Genomic DNA, 18,099 nt, shown 5'->3' with positions numbered 1-18,099 from the left:
CACTAAACATTCTTACCAAAATAACCTACGAATTTACGAGTAAGGAGCTAGTTTCGTTCATGATAACTCGGCGCTAAACGCCTGCGGGGTCTCATCGAGGCCTTTGCTCCCGCAGGAGTCTTCGTGTATTTCCTCCGCTGTTAACTTTAAATTCGTTTAAATGATAGAAAATGACCGAACTATCTTGATTATATCAAGCTATAGTTCGGTCTTTGATTTTATCAATATTTGTTCCAGTCCTTTTTTTATATATATATTTTTTTTATGGGAAGTGCTCTTTTAAGACCTTGGAAGTGTGTATTCAATAAAAGAGCAGTATCTAAAAAAGGGTATGAGTTAATTTTTTTTAGGGTGATCTTATCAATAAGCAGTCTCCGTTGATTGAAGCGGAAGGTGGCGACTCCTGCGGGACTAGCGTGCAGGTGAGACCCTGCAAGGAGCGCAAGCGACTGAAGCGGCTCACCGCTCGCCCCGCGGAAAGCGTCCACCTGCAGCGGAAATCAACAATATAGAATAACATTCTAGTAAACTGTTTTGTGACACAATAAAAGTATCTATAATCCATAGGGTAACTATGCAATCATAACTACATTAAAATATACATATGAAGAAACAAATGGAGGACTTACAGTGAAATATAGACAATTAGGAAATACCGGATTAGAAGTATCCACCCTTAGCTACGGAGCATCCTCTTTAGGATCAGTTTTTCGAGATATTAATGAAGTAGAAGGAATAAAGACAGTCCATACAGCGATCGACCATGGTATCAATTTAATCGACGTATCACCATATTACGGACTAACAAAGGCAGAGACAGTACTTGGGAAAGCACTGAAAGAAATCCCAAGGGATAATTATATATTGTCAACAAAAGCGGGTCGCTATGGCGAGAACGATTTCGATTTTTCCAAGAAACGAATCTTTGCAAGTATTGATGAGAGCTTAACTAGATTAGGCACTGATTATGTAGATATACTACTGCTTCACGATATTGAGTTCGGCTCCTATACGCAAGTTTTAGAAGAAGGAATTCCTGCTTTACAACAATTGAAACAGGAAGGAAAGATTCGCTTTTTTGGTGTTTCCGGATTGCCGTTAACGGTATTCGAAAAAACACTTCAGAAAGTAGACTTGGATGTGATTTTATCGTATTGTCATTATTCTTTAAACGATACATCCTTGTTATCCCTCATTCCTCTTTTACATAAAAAGCAAATAGGATTAATGAATGCTTCACCTTTGTCAATGGGACTATTAAGTACAAGATCTGTTCCTGACTGGCATCCTGCAGATGATGAAATCCGTACAATTTGTAAAAAGGCAGCAGCATTTTGTGCAGAAAATGGAATGAATATATCGAAACTAGCAATCCAATTTGCTGTGCAAAATGAATTCATTCCTACAACATTAGTAAGTACAGCTAGTGTTGAAAACATAAGGAACAATATTGCTTGGGCACAAGAATCGATAGATGAGAATCTACTGAAGGAAGTTTTGAAGATTTTACAACCAATTCATAATAAAACATGGCCAAGTGGAAATTCTGACTGGTCGTAAGTTTTGTTCTAATATTTTTCTCAATCGATGCCTTATTTTGCAAAAAATACTAGATTTGGAGCTATGTTATTAAATATCAACGGTACTTCTCTATACTTTCTAGGGTAACTATCCACACTTACCTACGTTAAAATAAATATAAGCTCCTTAGGGGGCACCATATTTTGCAAGAGTATGGATAACTTTTGTTACAACATTTTGGAAACACTTACAGAACATAATAGATAAGGAGAATCAAAAGATGGTAAAAGCAACAAATGCAACAAAACCAAATCATCCAATTGTAGAACATATTTATACAGCAGATCCATCTGCCCATGTGTTTGAAGGGAAATTGTACATTTATCCTTCTCATGATTTAGATCATGATGGTCCGTCCAATGACAATGGTGATCAGTATAAGATGGAAGATTATCATGTGCTTTCTATGGATGATATTGGGGCACCGGTAGTTGATCACGGAGAAGTGCTTCATGTGAAAGACGTTCCATGGGCGACGAAACAAATGTGGGCACCAGATGCAGCCTATAAAAATGGTAAGTATTATTTCTATTTCCCAGCACGTGATAAAGATAATATTTTCCGAATTGGTGTTGCAACTGCTGATAATCCTGCAGGTCCATTCACTCCAGAGGAAAACTATATACCTGGTAGCTTTAGTATTGATCCAGCAGTTTTAGTCGATGACGATAATAGAGCTTATATGTATTTCGGTGGTTTATGGGGTGGCCAGTTAGAAAAATGGCAAACAGGATCCTTTGTTGCGGATGCAGAAGGTCCAGCAGAAGATGCACCTGCATTAGGCCCAATTGTTGCTGAGTTGACAGACGATATGCTTACTTTTAAAAGTGAACCACAGGAAATTTCAATTGTCGACGAAGACGGCAACCCATTGCTTGCTGGTGATGAAGAGAGAAGATTTTTCGAAGGACCATGGGTGCATAAGTATAACGGATATTACTACTTATCTTACTCTACTGGGAACACGCACTATCTTGTATACGCCATGAGTAAAAGTCCAACAGGCCCGTTCGTGTATAAAGGACGTATTTTGCCACCTGTAGTAGGTTGGACAACACATCATTCTATCGTTGAGTTTAAAGGGAAATGGTATTTATTCTATCATGATAGCTCCCTATCAGGTGGGGTAAACCATAAACGTAGTGTGAAATATACGGAACTTCAATATAACGAAGATGGAACGATAAAAATGCTAGATTACAAGCCTTATCCTGATGAGGAATAGAGGAGGAAAATAGATGAGTAACGAGATTCCATCCCTGTATAAATTATATGAGGATTACTTTCATATTGGTGCAGCAGTAAATCCATATACAATTAAAACATCAAAGGATTTAATTAATACTCATTTTAGTAGTATAACTGCTGAAAATGAAATGAAATTTGGCAGCTTGGAACCAGAAGAAGGAAAGTTCACGTTTGAAAAAGCAGACGAAATTATGAACTTTGCCAAAGAACATAATAAAGAAGTACGTGGTCATACACTTGTGTGGCATAACCAAACTTCCGATTGGTTATTTACAAATAAAGATGGAAGTTTGACAGATAGAGAGACACTATTAAGTCGCATGAAGAATCATATTGATACTGTAGTTGGTAGATATAAAGGGCAAATTTATTGCTGGGATGTTGTCAACGAAGCGGTAACTGATAGTGGCGAAAATATCTTACGAGATTCAAAATGGTTAGAAATTGCTGGAGAAGATTTCATCGATAAAGCTTTTGAATATGCACACTTAGCAGATCCAGATGCACTTCTTTTCTACAATGACTATAATGAATCAAATCCTGTCAAACGAGAAAAAATTTATTCGTTAGCAAAAGGATTAGTAGAAAGAGGCGTGCCAATACACGGAATTGGTATGCAAGCACATTGGAGTAACTTCCATCCTAATCTTGATGATATCCGTCAAGCAATTGAACGTTATGCATCATTAGGTCTGCAAATCCATGTAACCGAAATGGATGTTTCTGTCTTTAACTTTGATGATAAACGCACAGATTTAAAGGCTCCTACAGCAGAAATGATGGAGAAGCAGACGGAGCGTTATGATCAATTCTTCCGTATCTTTAGGGAATATAAAGACGTAATTTCCTGTGTTACGTTCTGGGGTGCCGCAGATGACTATACATGGTTAGATGGCTTCCCGGTAAGAGGAAGAAAAAATTGGCCTTTCGTGTTTGATGAAAACCATCAGCCGAAAGAATCGTTCTATAAAATTACGAGCATATAATCCTAATTATCGATAAAGTAGGGGATGTTTCAAAAGGGGTTCTCCCCCCTCCTTTGAGACATCCCTGAAATTTTATCTCAAAGGGTGTGAAAGATGGAAACAATTATTCAAGTGGAAAACGTAGTTAAGTCATTTAACCAAGGGAGTAAGAAAGTGGAAGTTCTGGAGGGAATTAATTTAACCGTACAAGAAAATCAACTTATTGCTTTAAGAGGTAGATCTGGATCCGGTAAAACTACATTATTGAACTTGTTAGGTGCTTTAGATAAGCCGACTAGTGGTGATATTTATTTTAAAGATAAACATTTAAATAAGTTAAGTGAGAAACAACGATCAGAAATACGGAGAACAGAAATGGGATTTGTATTCCAATCCTATGGATTAGTGCCATTAATGTCTGTAGAAGAAAATGTAGAGTTTGGCTTGCGAATTGCAGGGGTTCCACGGTCAGAATGGCAAGAAAATATTGAAGAGTCGTTGGAACTTGTAGGCTTAACGAAACGAAAAAAACACCGACCTTTTGAGTTATCTGGTGGAGAACAACAAAGAGTTGCAATTGCTCGAGCAGTAGCAGTAAAACCGAAGTTAATATTAGCGGATGAGCCTACTGCTGAATTAGATAGTAAAATGGCTTTCCGCATCATTCATGCATTTCAGGAGTTAGTGAAGAGAACTTCGACAACTATTATTATGACAACTCATGACCCAGGCATCTTAGAAATTCTAGACCATGTTTATACATTGGAGGATAAGAAAATTGCCTATCAAAAAAAAGAAAATATTATATAAGAGATATGCATTTATTTGGCTTGCAATTGTATTTGGGACGATTCTTGGAGGTTGTTCCTTTCTACCGAAGGAGGAGCCTGTTTTAGCACCACCTTTATCAGAACCACCTGAACTGGATTATGAAACAGCTGTTGTTACACGTGGTGAATTGGTGAAAAGTGTAAATGGGGCTGGCACATTTGTATCCGATAAGCAACATGATCTGTTCTATTCTAATGATGGGGGTAGATTAGAAGAGGTCTATGTTACGAGAGGAGATACAGTGAAAAAAGGTCAATTACTCGTAAAATTACAAACGGGAAATTTAGAATTTGATATTAGCCAAGTAGAATTAGACTTAAAGAAAGCAGAATTACGTTTAAAACAAATGCGAGAATCTGAACATCCAGATAAAGTTGGAATTGAGATAGCGAAATTAGATATTCAAGGGATTAAAAATCGATTGAATTTGATGTATGATCAATTGGCTGCGTCAAAAATAACTTCACCAATAGATGGTACTGTTAACTTTGCAACCGATATACAACAAGGTCAGTATGTTGGAGCATACCAGGTACTAGTTCAAGTAGCCGATATTAAGAATCTTCATCTCCAATATTCAGCCATATCACCTGCTGATGTCGTAGATGTGAAAACGGGGATGGAAGCAACAGTAGAGGTGAACGGTGAGAAAATAACTGGTAAAGTGATTCAAACACCAATTGACATTCCAAGTGATATTTTTCAACAAAACCCGGACCACTATGGTAAAACAGTTGTAATTGGATTTGATGAATTACCAGAAGCTGCTACAGTAGGTTCCGTCAATCGAATGGAAATTATTACGGCAAAAGAAGAGGATACGTTAATTATTCCGAAGTCTACTTTGCGTACGTCAAATGGACGTAACTATGTGCAAGTTCTGAAAGATAATACGAAACGAGAAGTAGATATTGAAGTAGGAATTATCTCTGGTACTGAGGTGGAAGTTTTGAAGGGACTGGAAGAAGGAGACGTTGTCATTATTAAGTAGGAGGAGAGAACCGTGGCAATTTTTAAGTTGATTTTTCGCAAAATGCTGAATAATCGGTGGCTAACGGGTAGTCTTTTCCTTGGTTTGATTATTACAGTCTCATTAGTGTCGAGTATCCCCACATATACTTCCAGTATTTTGCAGAAAATGTTGATTTCAGAGTTAGAAGATTACCAGATTAGGACGAATCAGTTTCCCGGGGAATTTACGTTCACGGATACATTCGCCAATATTAAAAATGGTGGGGAAACATTACAAGATATAGAGAAAGTAAAAAAGGATATTATTCAAGAAGTTGGTTTGCCGATTTTAACAGAAGTAGATACACTAGCAACTTCTCCATTTAAGGTAAGCTATGTAGAGGAGCGACAGTCGAAACCACCACAAGCTGGAAAACTACTCACACTTACAAACCTAGAAGATCATATTAATTTAATTGACGGAAAATATCCAGAACCAGAACCTGTGGATGGAATTTTCGAAGTGCTAGTTTCCGAGGCAGCATTGAAAAAGAGAGAAATAGTGCTAGGAACCGAATTTTATTTACAAGAAAAAGATGTGCAATTTCATATAAAACCAGTAGGTGTTTTTCAACCAGTCGGTGATAGCCCATATTGGTCGATGCTGGAAGACAATTATTCGGAAGATTTTATTTTACATGAGGATTTATTCCGTAAAGTCATCATGGACGAGAATGAGAAGTTACTTGGAATTAGTCAATTTAGAACGGCTTTTGACTATTATGAAATAAAAGAAGATGATATTCCGAGAATGCTCGGATTGGAAAGTCGACTCCGTTCGGAAATTAATCAGGTAAAGAATGATTCCGTTCTTTTCCGATTTCCTATAAAAGATATTCTTCGTTCGTATGCAAACAAAGGTGAACAGTTAACGATTATGCTATGGTCGTTAAATGTACCTGTCTTAATCATGCTTGCTGTCTATTTATATATGATTTCAAAACTAATCATTGATAGACAGCTGACAGAGATATCCGTGTTAGCAAGTCGTGGAGCAAGTCGTTGGCAAATACTTGGCATTTATTTTATTGAAATATTAACGCTCAGTATACTAGCCTTTTTTATCGGACCATATTTAGGATTACAGCTTTGTAAAGTTCTCGGTGCTTCCAATGGTTTCTTAGAGTTTGTGCAACGTTCATCACTGCCAATTGAATTGACTTCAAAAGCCTACGTATATGCATTTTTTGCATTGCTTGCATCGATCGTGATGATCATGATTCCAGTATACCGAGCATCAGGTCAAAGTATTGTAAGTCATAAACAAGAATCCGCACGAAAATTTGGAAAGCAAAATTGGTATACGATTACGTTTGAATTGTTACTGTTTGGTATTTCTATATATGGATTAATGAATTTTAATCGAAGACAACAGGATTTATTAGCGATTAATGGTAATCCATCTGACTTGATGATTGATCCTATTTTATTCTTTATTCCCGCGTTATTCATTATTGGTCTGGGATTAATTATCTTACGAATCTATCCATTCGTATTAATGCTTATTTATAAATTAGGTGCAAAATTTTGGCCAGTCTCTCTTTATAGTACATTCCTACAAGTAAGTAGATCTGCAAGACAATATCAATTCTTAATGTTGTTTTTAATTATGACCATTGGTATTGGCGTTTTTAGTGCAAGTGCAGCACGAACGATTAATAGTAATCTAGAAGAACAAATTTATTATGAGTATGGAGCAGATGTAAAAGTAAGTGTGCGCTGGAAAAGTACTGCACCACCGTCGATGTATGCAGGTGGTCAACCAGGACAACAAGGGCAACAAAACAATGCTATTTCAGAACGTGTTGTATACACAGAGCCATCCTTTGAGCCATTTACACAAATACCTGAAGTTGAACAAACGGCAAAGGTGTTTCAAAAGGAAGGTGTGACCGTCACTATGCTTTCCAATAACAGAACGATGAGTTACGCTTCCTTAATGGGAATTGAATCAAAGGATTTTGGTGAAGTGAATTGGTTCAAAGATTCTTTGTTACAGCACCATTGGTATGAGTATTTAAATCTGTTAGCAAAAGAACCAAGTGCCGTCATTATTTCGCGGGAAGTAGCTCGTTCATTAAATGCAAAAGAAGGCGACTATATTAAACTTCGTTGGGATGGATTAGACGGAGCCGATTTTGTGGTATATGGCATAGTGGATTATTGGCCGACATTTAATCCACTTAAGAAAGTGCCTGAATCCAATAATAACGCAGCATTAGTTGTTGCTAATCTTCCATACATTCAAAATATGATTAGTCTTGAACCATATGATGTGTGGATGAAGTTAAAACCAGATGTAACTCGCGAGCAATTCTATGAAAGTATAACGGATAAAGGATTACCGATATATTCCATTGATGATATGTATCCAAAATTAATTGACTTGAAAAATAGTGCACTATTATTAGGGTTAAATGGAACAATGACGCTTGGATTCCTAATATCCTTAATGATTTCCTTTATCGGATTTATTTTATATTGGATTCTCACGATTAAATCAAGAACATTACAATATGGTATTTACCGGGCAATGGGAATTCCGATGCCGAAACTTATTAGTATATTAGTTTCGGAACAAGTACTTACGTCAGGAATTGCCTGTATGTTAGGTGTGACGATAGGAAGTATTACAAGCCTACTTTACGTACCATTATTTAAACTATCCTTTAATGTTCAGGAAATGATGCCTCCGTTTGCCGTAATATCAGATGCAAGTGATGAAATGAAGATATACATGTTCGTAATAATAATGCTTGTTCTTGGTAGTTCCATACTAATTGGCTTCTTAAGAAGCATAAAAATAGATCAAGCGATTAAGCTAGGTGAGGATTAATATGATAGATTGCCAAAACTTAATGAAAATATATAAAATCGACGATGATAATGAGGTTATCGCCCTTCAAGGACTTGATTTACAAGTAGAAAAAGGGGAAATGATGGGCATTATCGGAAACTCTGGGAGCGGGAAGTCCACCTTATTGAATATGCTAGGTGGACTAGACCGTCCCACTGCAGGTAAATTGATTGTGGATGGGAAGGATTTACTGCGCCTCTCGGATAAGGATTTGGTGAAGTATAAGCTAGAAACAGTTGGATTTGTATGGCAAAACAATGCTCGTAACTTAATTCCTTACTTAACCGCTGTAGAAAATGTGGAACTTCCAATGTTAATAAAAGGCAAGCATAAACGCGAACGTGCCAAGGAATTATTGGAAATGGTAGGAATGGGTCATCGTATTAATAATAAGCTACATTCCTTATCTGGTGGGGAGCAGCAACGTGTTGCGATTGCCATTTCGCTTGCAAACAACCCAAGTCTTATTCTTGCGGATGAGCCGACTGGTAGTGTTGATACGAAAACGGCGGATATTATATTAGATGTTCTACGAAATTTAAACCGCGAATTAGGTGTTACGATCGTCATCGTTACCCACGATACGCAGCTAACAAGAAAGATGGATCGTGTTGTTGCGATTCGAGATGGGAAAACATCGAGTGAAATATTACGTCGCTCTGCCTACCTAGATATGGAGTTGGAAGAAGAACAAGGCGAAGATGATGATACACATGTGGAATTAACTGTCCTGGACAGTGCTCGAAGAATCCAAGTACCTGAGGATTATTTAGAAGCAATAGGTGTGAAGGATTCCAATAAAGTAAGGATGGAAATAGAAGACGGTAAGATTATCATCGTAAATCCAAATGAAGTAAAGAAAAAAATAGATGCGTCATAGATTGTCTGAAAGTAAGAGTGAGAGATTTCACTTCTTGCTTTCTTTTTTTATACATCACGAAAAGTCCTGTAATTTGTAGGTCTATCTCCTATATTTGCTCGGGTACTTAAAAGTTGGAATATGCGATAAAATGGAATTAGTTTACATTAATGGGTATTTATTCTTATCATAGGGTGGTACATAATACCCATTTGCTTAGTAAACTACTCATTTCATATGAAGGTAGGTGAACATTCGTATTTTCCAATATTTGAAATAGGAGGCTGTTAACTTGGGAAAAAGATTTAGCATGTTATTAACATTACTTCTAGTTGCTAACCTATTAATTCCGCCGAGCATGATAAGCTTTGCAGAAACAGAGGAAGAATCATTACCACAACTAAAGTTTGATTTTGAAGATGGAACAACACAAGGTTGGGGTGGAAGAGGTGGTGTTGAAGTATTAACACCTACAGCGGATGCTGCGTACTCGGGAGATTATGGACTTCATGTTTCAGGACGAACGAGTGGATGGCATGGACCTACTTATAATTTAACTTCCTTCATGGAGCAAGAAAAGACTTATATCGTATCAGGTTGGATTCGTTTACCTGAAGGAATCGAACAATCTGAAGTGTCGATAAAAGTAGAAAGAGTGACAGATGGAAATGCAAATTACGAAACAGTAGGATCAATTAATGTTAGCGATAGTGAATGGGTGGAGTTCACTGGAGAATATACACTTAATAACCCAGTCGAACGTATTGCGCTTTACCTTGAGGCTTATGCAAACCCAGAACTAGAGTTTTATGTAGACGATATTTTAATAGAAGAGAAGGAAGTGGAGGAAATTCCAGAGGAAGAATTTCCAGAAGGAGCTATTGTAGTGGACGGTTTTAATATTACCGATGCAGTTACAGGTCCTTCACTTAAGGATGAATTTAAGGATTATTTTAAATTTGGTGTTGGTTTAAATGGGAGTTCCCCTTCTAATGATACAGTTCAGTCAGCAGCAATGAGCGAAATCATAAAACACCAATTTAATAGTGTTACTTACACAAACTTAATGAAACCATCTTATCTTCTTAATCAACAAGAAAGTATTGCAAACTACGAGAATGGAAATGAAAACCCAGCCGTTAATTATGATAGTGTTATTGCCGGGCTCGAATTTGCAAAGGAGAATGGCATTCAAATGCGTGGCCATGTATTAGTTTGGCATGCCCAAACACCAGACTGGTTCTTCCGAGAAGGATATAAATCAGATGGAGAATTTGTGGATCGTGAAACGATGTTACATCGCTTAGAGAACTATATAAAACAGGTTCTCGAGTTTATGCAAACAGAATATCCAGGAGTCATTTATAGCTGGGATGTTGTAAATGAAGCAGTCGAAATAGTGGAAGGTCATTATGAGACAGAAACAGGTTTCCATATACGGACGAAATATGGAAATGACGAAGATAACTTATGGTACAAAACTATTGGTACAGATTATATTGAAAAATCATTTCAATATGCGAGAAAGTATGCGGATGAAGATGTTAAGTTATTCTATAATGACTACAACACTTTTCAGCCAAAGAAAACGGATAGTATATATGGGTTAGTAGCTTCACTGAAGGAAAAAGGTTTAATTGATGGGATTGGTATGCAAAGTTATATGGGTCTTTCCTATCCTGCAATCACTTCAGGTTATGATAATGTGAAAGCTGCTCTCGAAAAGTTCGGTGAACTAGGATTAGAGTTGCATCTGACAGAATTAACAATTAGCAGCGATGATAAAGATGAGGCATCGATGCAAAGGCAGGCAGACAGATATAAAGAATTATTTGAAGTATTGATGTCACTCCATGTGAAAAACGGAGGTCCTGCAAACATCACGAGTGTAACAGTATTTGGAGTAATGGACGAATATTTATTTTATACGGATGATAAACAGTATAGTCGCTTATTTGATGGGAAACTACAGCCTAAGCCAGCCTTTTATAGCATTCTATCTGTGCTTAAAATGATTAGAGAAACTTCTACTAACTTCGGTAGTCCGAACATAGACGGAAAGAAAGATGTAGTTTGGGAGACAGTACCTGCAACTCCATTTTCTGTAGCCGATATGCCTGTATCATTCAAAACCTTATGGGATGATGAGAATCTATATGTTTGGACAAAGGTTAAAGACAGCACAGTAAACAAAAATGATTTAGTAGAAATCTTTTTGCACGATGAAAACGGAATTCAGCATTACAAGATTAATAGAAAAGGAAAAAATCAGTCTCATTACAAGGTGAAAGAAGGAAAAGACGGATATGTAGCGGAAATCAAAATACCAAGTGCACAATTAGCTATTGGCCAAGAAATCCGTTTTGATATTCGTGTTACAGATGTGAATGAAAACAGAATCGTGTCTTGGAATGATAAAAAAAATAACCAAGAAGACAATCATGAGAGTTTTGGGAAATTGAATTTAAAAGACGCAATCAATACAGCCACTGCAGTATTTGGTACACCTATTTTGGACGGGGAAAAAGATAAGGTATGGGATAAAGCGGTTAGCATTCGTACTGAAAAAGTAATTGAGGGTACAAATGGAGCATGGGCAAATGTGCGTACTTTGTGGGATAAAGAACACCTATATATATATGCGGAAGTCCATGATCAAACCTTAACGAATGCTAGCGCAAACGTTTGGGAACAAGACTCTATCGAAATATTTGTAGATCAAAATAATGGCAAAACTGCTGGATATGAAAGTGATGACGGCCAGTACCGTGTCAATTTTAACAATGAACAGAGTTATGGTGGAGCAGCGTCATCAGACAACTTTACGACATTTACGAGATTAACAGATGATGGTTACGTAGTGGAAGCAGCAATCAAACTTAATTTTGCAGCGAAAAAAGGAATTGCTGTAGGTTTTGATGTACAAGTGAATGACGATCAAAATGATGATGGCTCAAGAGATAGTGTTTCTATATGGGAAGATGCAACTGGTCAATCATATCAAAACACTTCTCGTCTCGGTGTACTCGTATTAACAAATGGAAACGGATACAATCGTTAGAAAACCTTAGGGATACAATATGAACCAAGCAATATGTATAGACAGATGAGTCAAACAAAGACAATCTTCTGTGAAAACTTACTAATATTCACTTGAGATATATACAAAATGAAAGACAGTAGGTGTGTTTAAATCTTTGCTTTTAATAATAGATTAGGAGGATGTAAAATGGGCAAAAGATTTAGTATCTTATTAACCTTACTGCTAGTTGCTAACCTATTAATTCCGCCGAGCATGATGAGCTTTGCGGAAACAGAGGAAGAATCATTACCACAACTAAAGTTTGATTTTGAAGATGGAACAACACAAGGTTGGGGTGCAAGAGGTGGAAGTGTTATATTAGCTCCTACTGCTGATGCCGCGTATAGTGGTGATTACGGGCTTCACGTATCCGGAAGAGTAGATGCTTGGAATGGAACAACGATAGATGTAACTGATTTTATGGAGGTAGGTAAAACATATTCGCTATCTGCATGGGCACGATTACCTGAAGGGATGCCTAGCTCAGGCGTTTCTGTGTTAATTGAAAGGCATACGGATGGCACAGCACATTATGAACACGTAAATGGTAAAACAGCTAGTGACGATACATGGGTGTTGATTTCTGGTGAATATACGCTTAAACATCCTGTGGAACGTATCTCCGTTTATTTTGAAGCATTTGATGAACCGGAATTAGAATTTTATTTAGATGATATTGTCATTCAAGAAGTACCAGCTCCTGAGCCAATCGTGATTGAAGATGATATTCCATCTTTAAAAGATGTATTTGCAGACCATTTCAAATTAGGTGCAGCAATACTTTCAAATGAAGTAGAGGATCCAAATGGCCCGGATGCACAACTACTGAAAAAACATTATAATAGCTTAACTCCAGGAAATGAGTTGAAATGGGATGCGACAGAACCTCAAGAAGGTGTGTTTAACTTCACAGGATCCGATAAAATTGTTGAATTTGCTGAAGAAAATGGAATTGCAGTCCGTGGTCATACATTAATTTGGCATTCTCAAACACCAAACTGGGTCTTCTATGATGACGAAGGAAATCTTGCAAGTAAAGAGTTACTTTATGAACGTATGAAAAGACATATTGAAACAGTCATGGGAAGATACAAAGGTAAAATTTATGCATGGGATGTCGTCAATGAAGTAATTGAGATTGGAGATCGTCAGCCAAATGGTTTGCGTAATAGTCTTTGGTATCAAATTGCTGGTGAGGAGTTTATAGAGAAAGCATTTGAATATGCACATGCTGCTGACCCAGATGCCATTCTATATATTAATGACTATAATACACATATTCCAGATAGACGTGATGCCATGTATGATTTAGTGAAGCGTTTAAAGGATAAAGGGATTCCAGTACACGGTGTCGGACATCAAAATCATATTAGTATCACATATCCAAGTTTGAACGAGATGGATATGATGATAGAGAAATTTAGAGATTTAGGTGTTAGACAAGAAATAACAGAGCTGGATATGAGTATTTATTCGAATGATTCGCAGTCATATGAGACATTCCCATATGAACTTCAAGTAGAACAGGCACTACGATATAAGGACCTTTTTGATATATTTAAGAAGCACTCTGATCAGTTGGATGCAGTTATTTTCTGGGGGAAAGATGATTTAAATACATGGTTACGAACATTCCCAGTTACTAGAAATAACTGGCCATTACTATTTGATGAGCGCATGCAAGCGAAATTAGCTTACTGGGCATTAGTAGATCCTACAAAACTACCTGCACCAATTCAAGAACTAGATGCTAACTTCGGAACTCCAAACATAGATGGTAAAAAAGATTTAGTTTGGGAGACAGTACCTGCTAAATCCTTTCATATAGCTGACGATATCCCAGTGTCCTTTAAAACGTTATGGGATGACGAGAATCTGTATGTTTGGACAGAGGTTAGAGACAAGACGGTGAACAAAAATGATTCAGTAGAAATCTTTATACACGATGAAAATGGAATTCTGCATAACAAGATTAATAGAAAAGGAAAGAATCAGCATCACTACAAGGTAAAAGAAGGTAAAGACGGATATGTAGCGGAAATTAAAATCTCAAAAGAAGAATTAGCTATTGGGCAAGAAGTCCGTTTTGATATCCGTGTTACAGATGTGAATGAAAATCAAATTGCTTCTTGGAATGATCCAACAAATGATCAAGAAAATAAATTAGAAAACTACGGGAAGTTGAATATGAAAGCTGCAATCAATACGTCGAATGCGGTATTTGGAACTCCTGTGCTAGATGGGAAAAAAGACAAGGTATGGGATAAAGCATATAACATTCAAACTGGAAAAGAAATAGAGGGGACAAATGGGGCATGGGCGAACGTCAGGACTTTATGGGATAAGGATTACCTATATATTTATGCGGAAGTCCATGACAAAACTTTAACGACAGCTAGTCCAAACCCTTGGGAACAAGATTCTATCGAAATATTTGTAGACCAAAACAATGGTAAAACTGCTGAATATGAAAGTGATGACGGTCAGTATCGCGTAAACTTTAATAATGAACAAAGTTATGGTGGTGCTGCATCATCTGAAAACTTTACAACCTTTACGAGATTAACAGATGATGGTTATGTAGTAGAAGCGGCAATAAAACTTAATTTTACTGCAAAAAAAGGAATGGTTGTAGGGTTTGATGTTCAAGTGAATGACGATCAAAATGATGATGGTTCAAGAGACAATGTTTCTATATGGGAAGATGCAACTGGTCAATCATATCAAAACACTTCTCGCATAGGTGTGTTGGAATTCACGAATAAACCTAATAATAAACGCTAAAATAGTGAGAAAATAGTAGCTAATTTAAATAGGAGAATTGTCACGAATATTGAGTGCCAATTCTCCTGTTTTTTTTGTGTTAGTAAAGATATGGTAATAGAGTAAATAAATGCACATTATCTAAATGTTAAATTTATTCTAAAAACATATAGTAACCGCTTTCAACTAGTGTATAATATAATTAATATTATTCTATTTACTAGATTACAAAGAAGGAGAAGGTATAATGTACAGACTATTGATTGTAGATGATGAAGAAATTATTACAGAGTCTTTGTATGAGGTATTTTCACAATTGAAGTCTGAGGAACTAGACATATACAAGGCCTTTTCTGCAAAAGAAGCATTAAGTTGGTTATCCAGAACAAGGATTGACATTGTTTTAACAGATATAAGGATGCCCGGAATGAGTGGATTGGAATTATCGAAGGAAATCCTAAACTATTGGCCAAGATGTAAAATTATTTTTCTAACAGGCTATAGTGAATTTGAGTATGCCTATGAAGCTTTTCAAATGAAAAATGTAAAATATCTATTAAAAACAGAGGGCTATGCAAAAGTTACGGAAACGGTATTAAGTGTGGTAGAAGAGATAAAAACAGATAATCGGATAAACAATATCATTGAAAAATCGCAAAAGCAACTTGAATTGTATGAGCAAATGGAACAAGGGGAGTATTTACGTTATTTCGTTCAAGATAGTCAGATTTTCCATGATCGAGAAACGGAATTAAGTGAAAATTTCCAACGGTTAAATATTAACTTAAATGCCAATGCACCTGTCTTCCTCGTTCTTGGGCGAGTTGTGCATCCAAGTGAAATTACATATACTGAGCAAGCAAAACTGCTTACATCAGTTCGGGTGATATGGGAACAGTTTATAAGCAATCAGCTTCACCATCTCGCAATTGTAGATCGTAAGGGAGATTGGTTATGGTTTCTTCAGCCATCTGATTATAATGATGAAAAGTTTAATGAACATTTGATACGCTATCTGGAAGGGACATTAGAGCAAATTCAAGAAGCATGCCAACAATCTCTTGGTATCGAACTATCATTTACGATTAGTGGGTCTAAAAGTAATTGGTCTAAAGTTACCTTGCAGTATGAAAGATTACGTGAATTGCAGCAAATGAAAATTGGCGATGGCCTATCTTCCATACAAATCGATTTATACTCACAAACTACTGATGTGGAAAATAAAGAGTCTACACGGTTAGCGTCAAAAGTGGAGATACTCAATGGACATCTGGAAATCGGAAGAAAAGATGAGTTTATTGATAGTTTTACAGAAATGAAAGAATATGCCTTACATCATGTATGTAGTTTTCAAAAAGTAAATGAAATCTATTATTCTTTATCATTAATGTTATTAACCTACATAAATCGTAAGGGGCTACATGGTCAGTTAAATAATTTAGAAAAACTAATGCGACTAGAAGCACATAAAACAATTGAAGACGGTTTTCATTATTTATTGGAAATTGGAAAGCGCGTCCTAGATATCAAATCAATGGATGAACGTGATAGGGCATCTACAGTCGCTGAAAAAATATGCGAATTTATTCAAGATCATTTACATGAGGATTTATCTCTAGTAAGACTTGCGGAAGTTCACCATTTTAACCCTTCCTATTTATCGAGATTTTTTAAACAAGAAAAAGGGATGAACATATCGGAGTATATTGATAACTGTCGTATTACAAAGGCAAAAGAATTACTGAGTAACGGGGACTTAAAGGTACGTGAAGTAGCTTTAAAAGTTGGTTACGAAGCAGCTCACTCCTTCACAAGGTTCTTTAAAAAATCAACAGGGATGACTCCACAAGAATATAAAGATAGTCTTATCTATAATTGAATCGTTTAGCTTAGTATGGGCATGCGAGAGTATGCTCATGCTTTTTTTGTTGTGTTGGATTCTCACGGCCACTTTTATAGGGAATGGGCTGTTAATGGTTGAGATAGAGTCTGTCATGGCGATTTAGAGGAAAAACTCTTTATGAATCGGTCATGATAGAGCCTGTCACGACGAATTGGAAGTGAAATTCACCTTAAACTGGTTGAGACAGAGCTTCTCACGACGAATTAGAGGTGAAACTCAACATGAATCAGTCATGATAGAGCCAGTCACGACGATTATGGAGCAGCCCGCGCCTTAAACAAGTTGAGACAGAGCTTCTCAAGTCAGATTTAAGATTTAGCTTATCATGAAACTGTCTTGATAGAGCTCGTCACGACGAATTGGAAGTGAAATTCACCTTAAACTGGTTGAGATAGAGCTTCTCACGACGAATTAGAGGTAAAACTCAACATGAATCAGTCATGATAGAGCCTGTCACGACGCATTTGAGGTGCACCTCTTAAAGAATCGGTCATGATAGAGTTCGTCACGACGTATTTGAAGTGAAATTCACCTTAAACTGGTTGAGACAGAGCTTCTCACGACGAATTAGAGGTGAAACTCAACATGAATCAGTCATGATAGAGTTCGTCACGACGATTATGGAGTAGCCCGTGCCTTAAACAAGTTGAGACAGAGCTTCTCAAGTCAGATTTAAGATGAAGCTTATCATGAAACTGTCTTGATAGAGCCTGTCACGAAGAATATGGAGTAGTCCGAGCCTTAAACTGGTTGAGACAGAGGTTCTCAAGTCGATTTTGAGATGAAACACATCAATAAACGGTCTTGATAGAGCCTGTCACGACGCATTTGAGGTGCACCTCTTAAAGAATCGGTCATGATAGAGTTCGTCACGACGAATATGGAGTAGCCCGTGCCTTAAACTGGTTGAGACAGAGGTTCTCAAGTCGATTTTGAGATGAAACACATCAATAAACGGTCTTGATAGAGCCTGTCACGACGCATTTGAGGTGCACCTCT

Annotated in this window: 10 protein-coding genes; all 10 read left to right on the top strand. The window is 37.0% G+C overall.

What is annotated here, in order from left to right:
• The first annotated feature begins 630 nt into the window (after window positions 1-630).
• The 10 genes from ACFPM4_RS07140 (at window position 631) to ACFPM4_RS07095 (ending at window position 17,076) form a co-directional block, all read left to right on the top strand.
• On the top strand, window positions 631-1,560 hold the full coding sequence (locus tag ACFPM4_RS07140) for an aldo/keto reductase (protein WP_382349479.1): 930 nt from the start codon (window positions 631-633) through the stop codon (window positions 1,558-1,560).
• Between the two features lie 241 nt (window positions 1,561-1,801).
• Window positions 1,802-2,806, top strand: coding sequence for a glycoside hydrolase family 43 protein (locus ACFPM4_RS07135; protein WP_144921603.1), 1,005 nt, complete (start codon window positions 1,802-1,804; stop codon window positions 2,804-2,806).
• A 13-nt stretch (window positions 2,807-2,819) separates the two neighbouring features.
• Window positions 2,820-3,815: an endo-1,4-beta-xylanase gene (locus ACFPM4_RS07130; RefSeq protein WP_382349475.1), complete on the top strand. Its 996-nt coding sequence runs from the start codon at window positions 2,820-2,822 to the stop codon at window positions 3,813-3,815.
• 93 nt (window positions 3,816-3,908) lie between these two features.
• A complete protein-coding gene (locus tag ACFPM4_RS07125) occupies window positions 3,909-4,604 on the top strand; it encodes an ABC transporter ATP-binding protein (protein WP_382349472.1) in 696 nt (231 codons plus the stop codon).
• Window positions 4,573-5,616 carry an efflux RND transporter periplasmic adaptor subunit gene (locus ACFPM4_RS07120; protein ID WP_382349469.1) on the top strand — a complete coding sequence of 348 codons (1,044 nt, stop codon included), beginning with the start codon at window positions 4,573-4,575 and terminating at the stop codon, window positions 5,614-5,616. Before ACFPM4_RS07125 ends, ACFPM4_RS07120 begins: the two co-directional genes overlap by 32 nt.
• 12 nt (window positions 5,617-5,628) lie before the next feature.
• Window positions 5,629-8,472: an ABC transporter permease gene (locus ACFPM4_RS07115; RefSeq protein ID WP_382349466.1), complete on the top strand. Its 2,844-nt coding sequence runs from the start codon at window positions 5,629-5,631 to the stop codon at window positions 8,470-8,472.
• Between the two features lies 1 nt (window position 8,473).
• The gene (locus tag ACFPM4_RS07110) at window positions 8,474-9,373 is read left to right on the top strand and encodes an ABC transporter ATP-binding protein (RefSeq protein ID WP_382349463.1); all 900 of its coding nucleotides are present in this window, start codon (window positions 8,474-8,476) and stop codon (window positions 9,371-9,373) included.
• 271 nt (window positions 9,374-9,644) lie between these two features.
• Window positions 9,645-12,413 carry an endo-1,4-beta-xylanase gene (locus ACFPM4_RS07105; RefSeq protein WP_382349460.1) on the top strand — a complete coding sequence of 923 codons (2,769 nt, stop codon included), beginning with the start codon at window positions 9,645-9,647 and terminating at the stop codon, window positions 12,411-12,413.
• Between the two features lie 168 nt (window positions 12,414-12,581).
• The gene (locus ACFPM4_RS07100) at window positions 12,582-15,218 is read left to right on the top strand and encodes an endo-1,4-beta-xylanase (RefSeq protein WP_382349457.1); all 2,637 of its coding nucleotides are present in this window, start codon (window positions 12,582-12,584) and stop codon (window positions 15,216-15,218) included.
• A gap of 226 nt (window positions 15,219-15,444) precedes the next feature.
• Window positions 15,445-17,076, top strand: coding sequence for a response regulator transcription factor (locus tag ACFPM4_RS07095; RefSeq protein WP_382349454.1), 1,632 nt, complete (start codon window positions 15,445-15,447; stop codon window positions 17,074-17,076).
• Window positions 17,077-18,099 lie beyond the last annotated feature (1,023 nt).

This window comes from Lederbergia graminis (assembly GCF_042655485.1).
GTDB lineage: Bacteria > Bacillota > Bacilli > Bacillales > Bacillaceae_C > Lederbergia > Lederbergia graminis.
This window is presented reverse-complemented; position numbering and strand designations above follow the sequence as displayed.

Bases quoted from the DNA above. Each gene is read 5' to 3' on its own strand.
- ACFPM4_RS07135 (WP_144921603.1), top strand. From the start codon at position 1,802: ATGGTAAAAGCAACAAATGCAACAAAACCAAATCATCCAATTGTAGAA.
- ACFPM4_RS07130 (WP_382349475.1), top strand. From the start codon at position 2,820: ATGAGTAACGAGATTCCATCCCTGTATAAATTATATGAGGATTACTTT.
- ACFPM4_RS07125 (WP_382349472.1), top strand. From the start codon at position 3,909: ATGGAAACAATTATTCAAGTGGAAAACGTAGTTAAGTCATTTAACCAA.
- ACFPM4_RS07110 (WP_382349463.1), top strand. From the start codon at position 8,474: ATGATAGATTGCCAAAACTTAATGAAAATATATAAAATCGACGATGAT.
- ACFPM4_RS07100 (WP_382349457.1), top strand. From the start codon at position 12,582: ATGGGCAAAAGATTTAGTATCTTATTAACCTTACTGCTAGTTGCTAAC.
- ACFPM4_RS07095 (WP_382349454.1), top strand. From the start codon at position 15,445: ATGTACAGACTATTGATTGTAGATGATGAAGAAATTATTACAGAGTCT.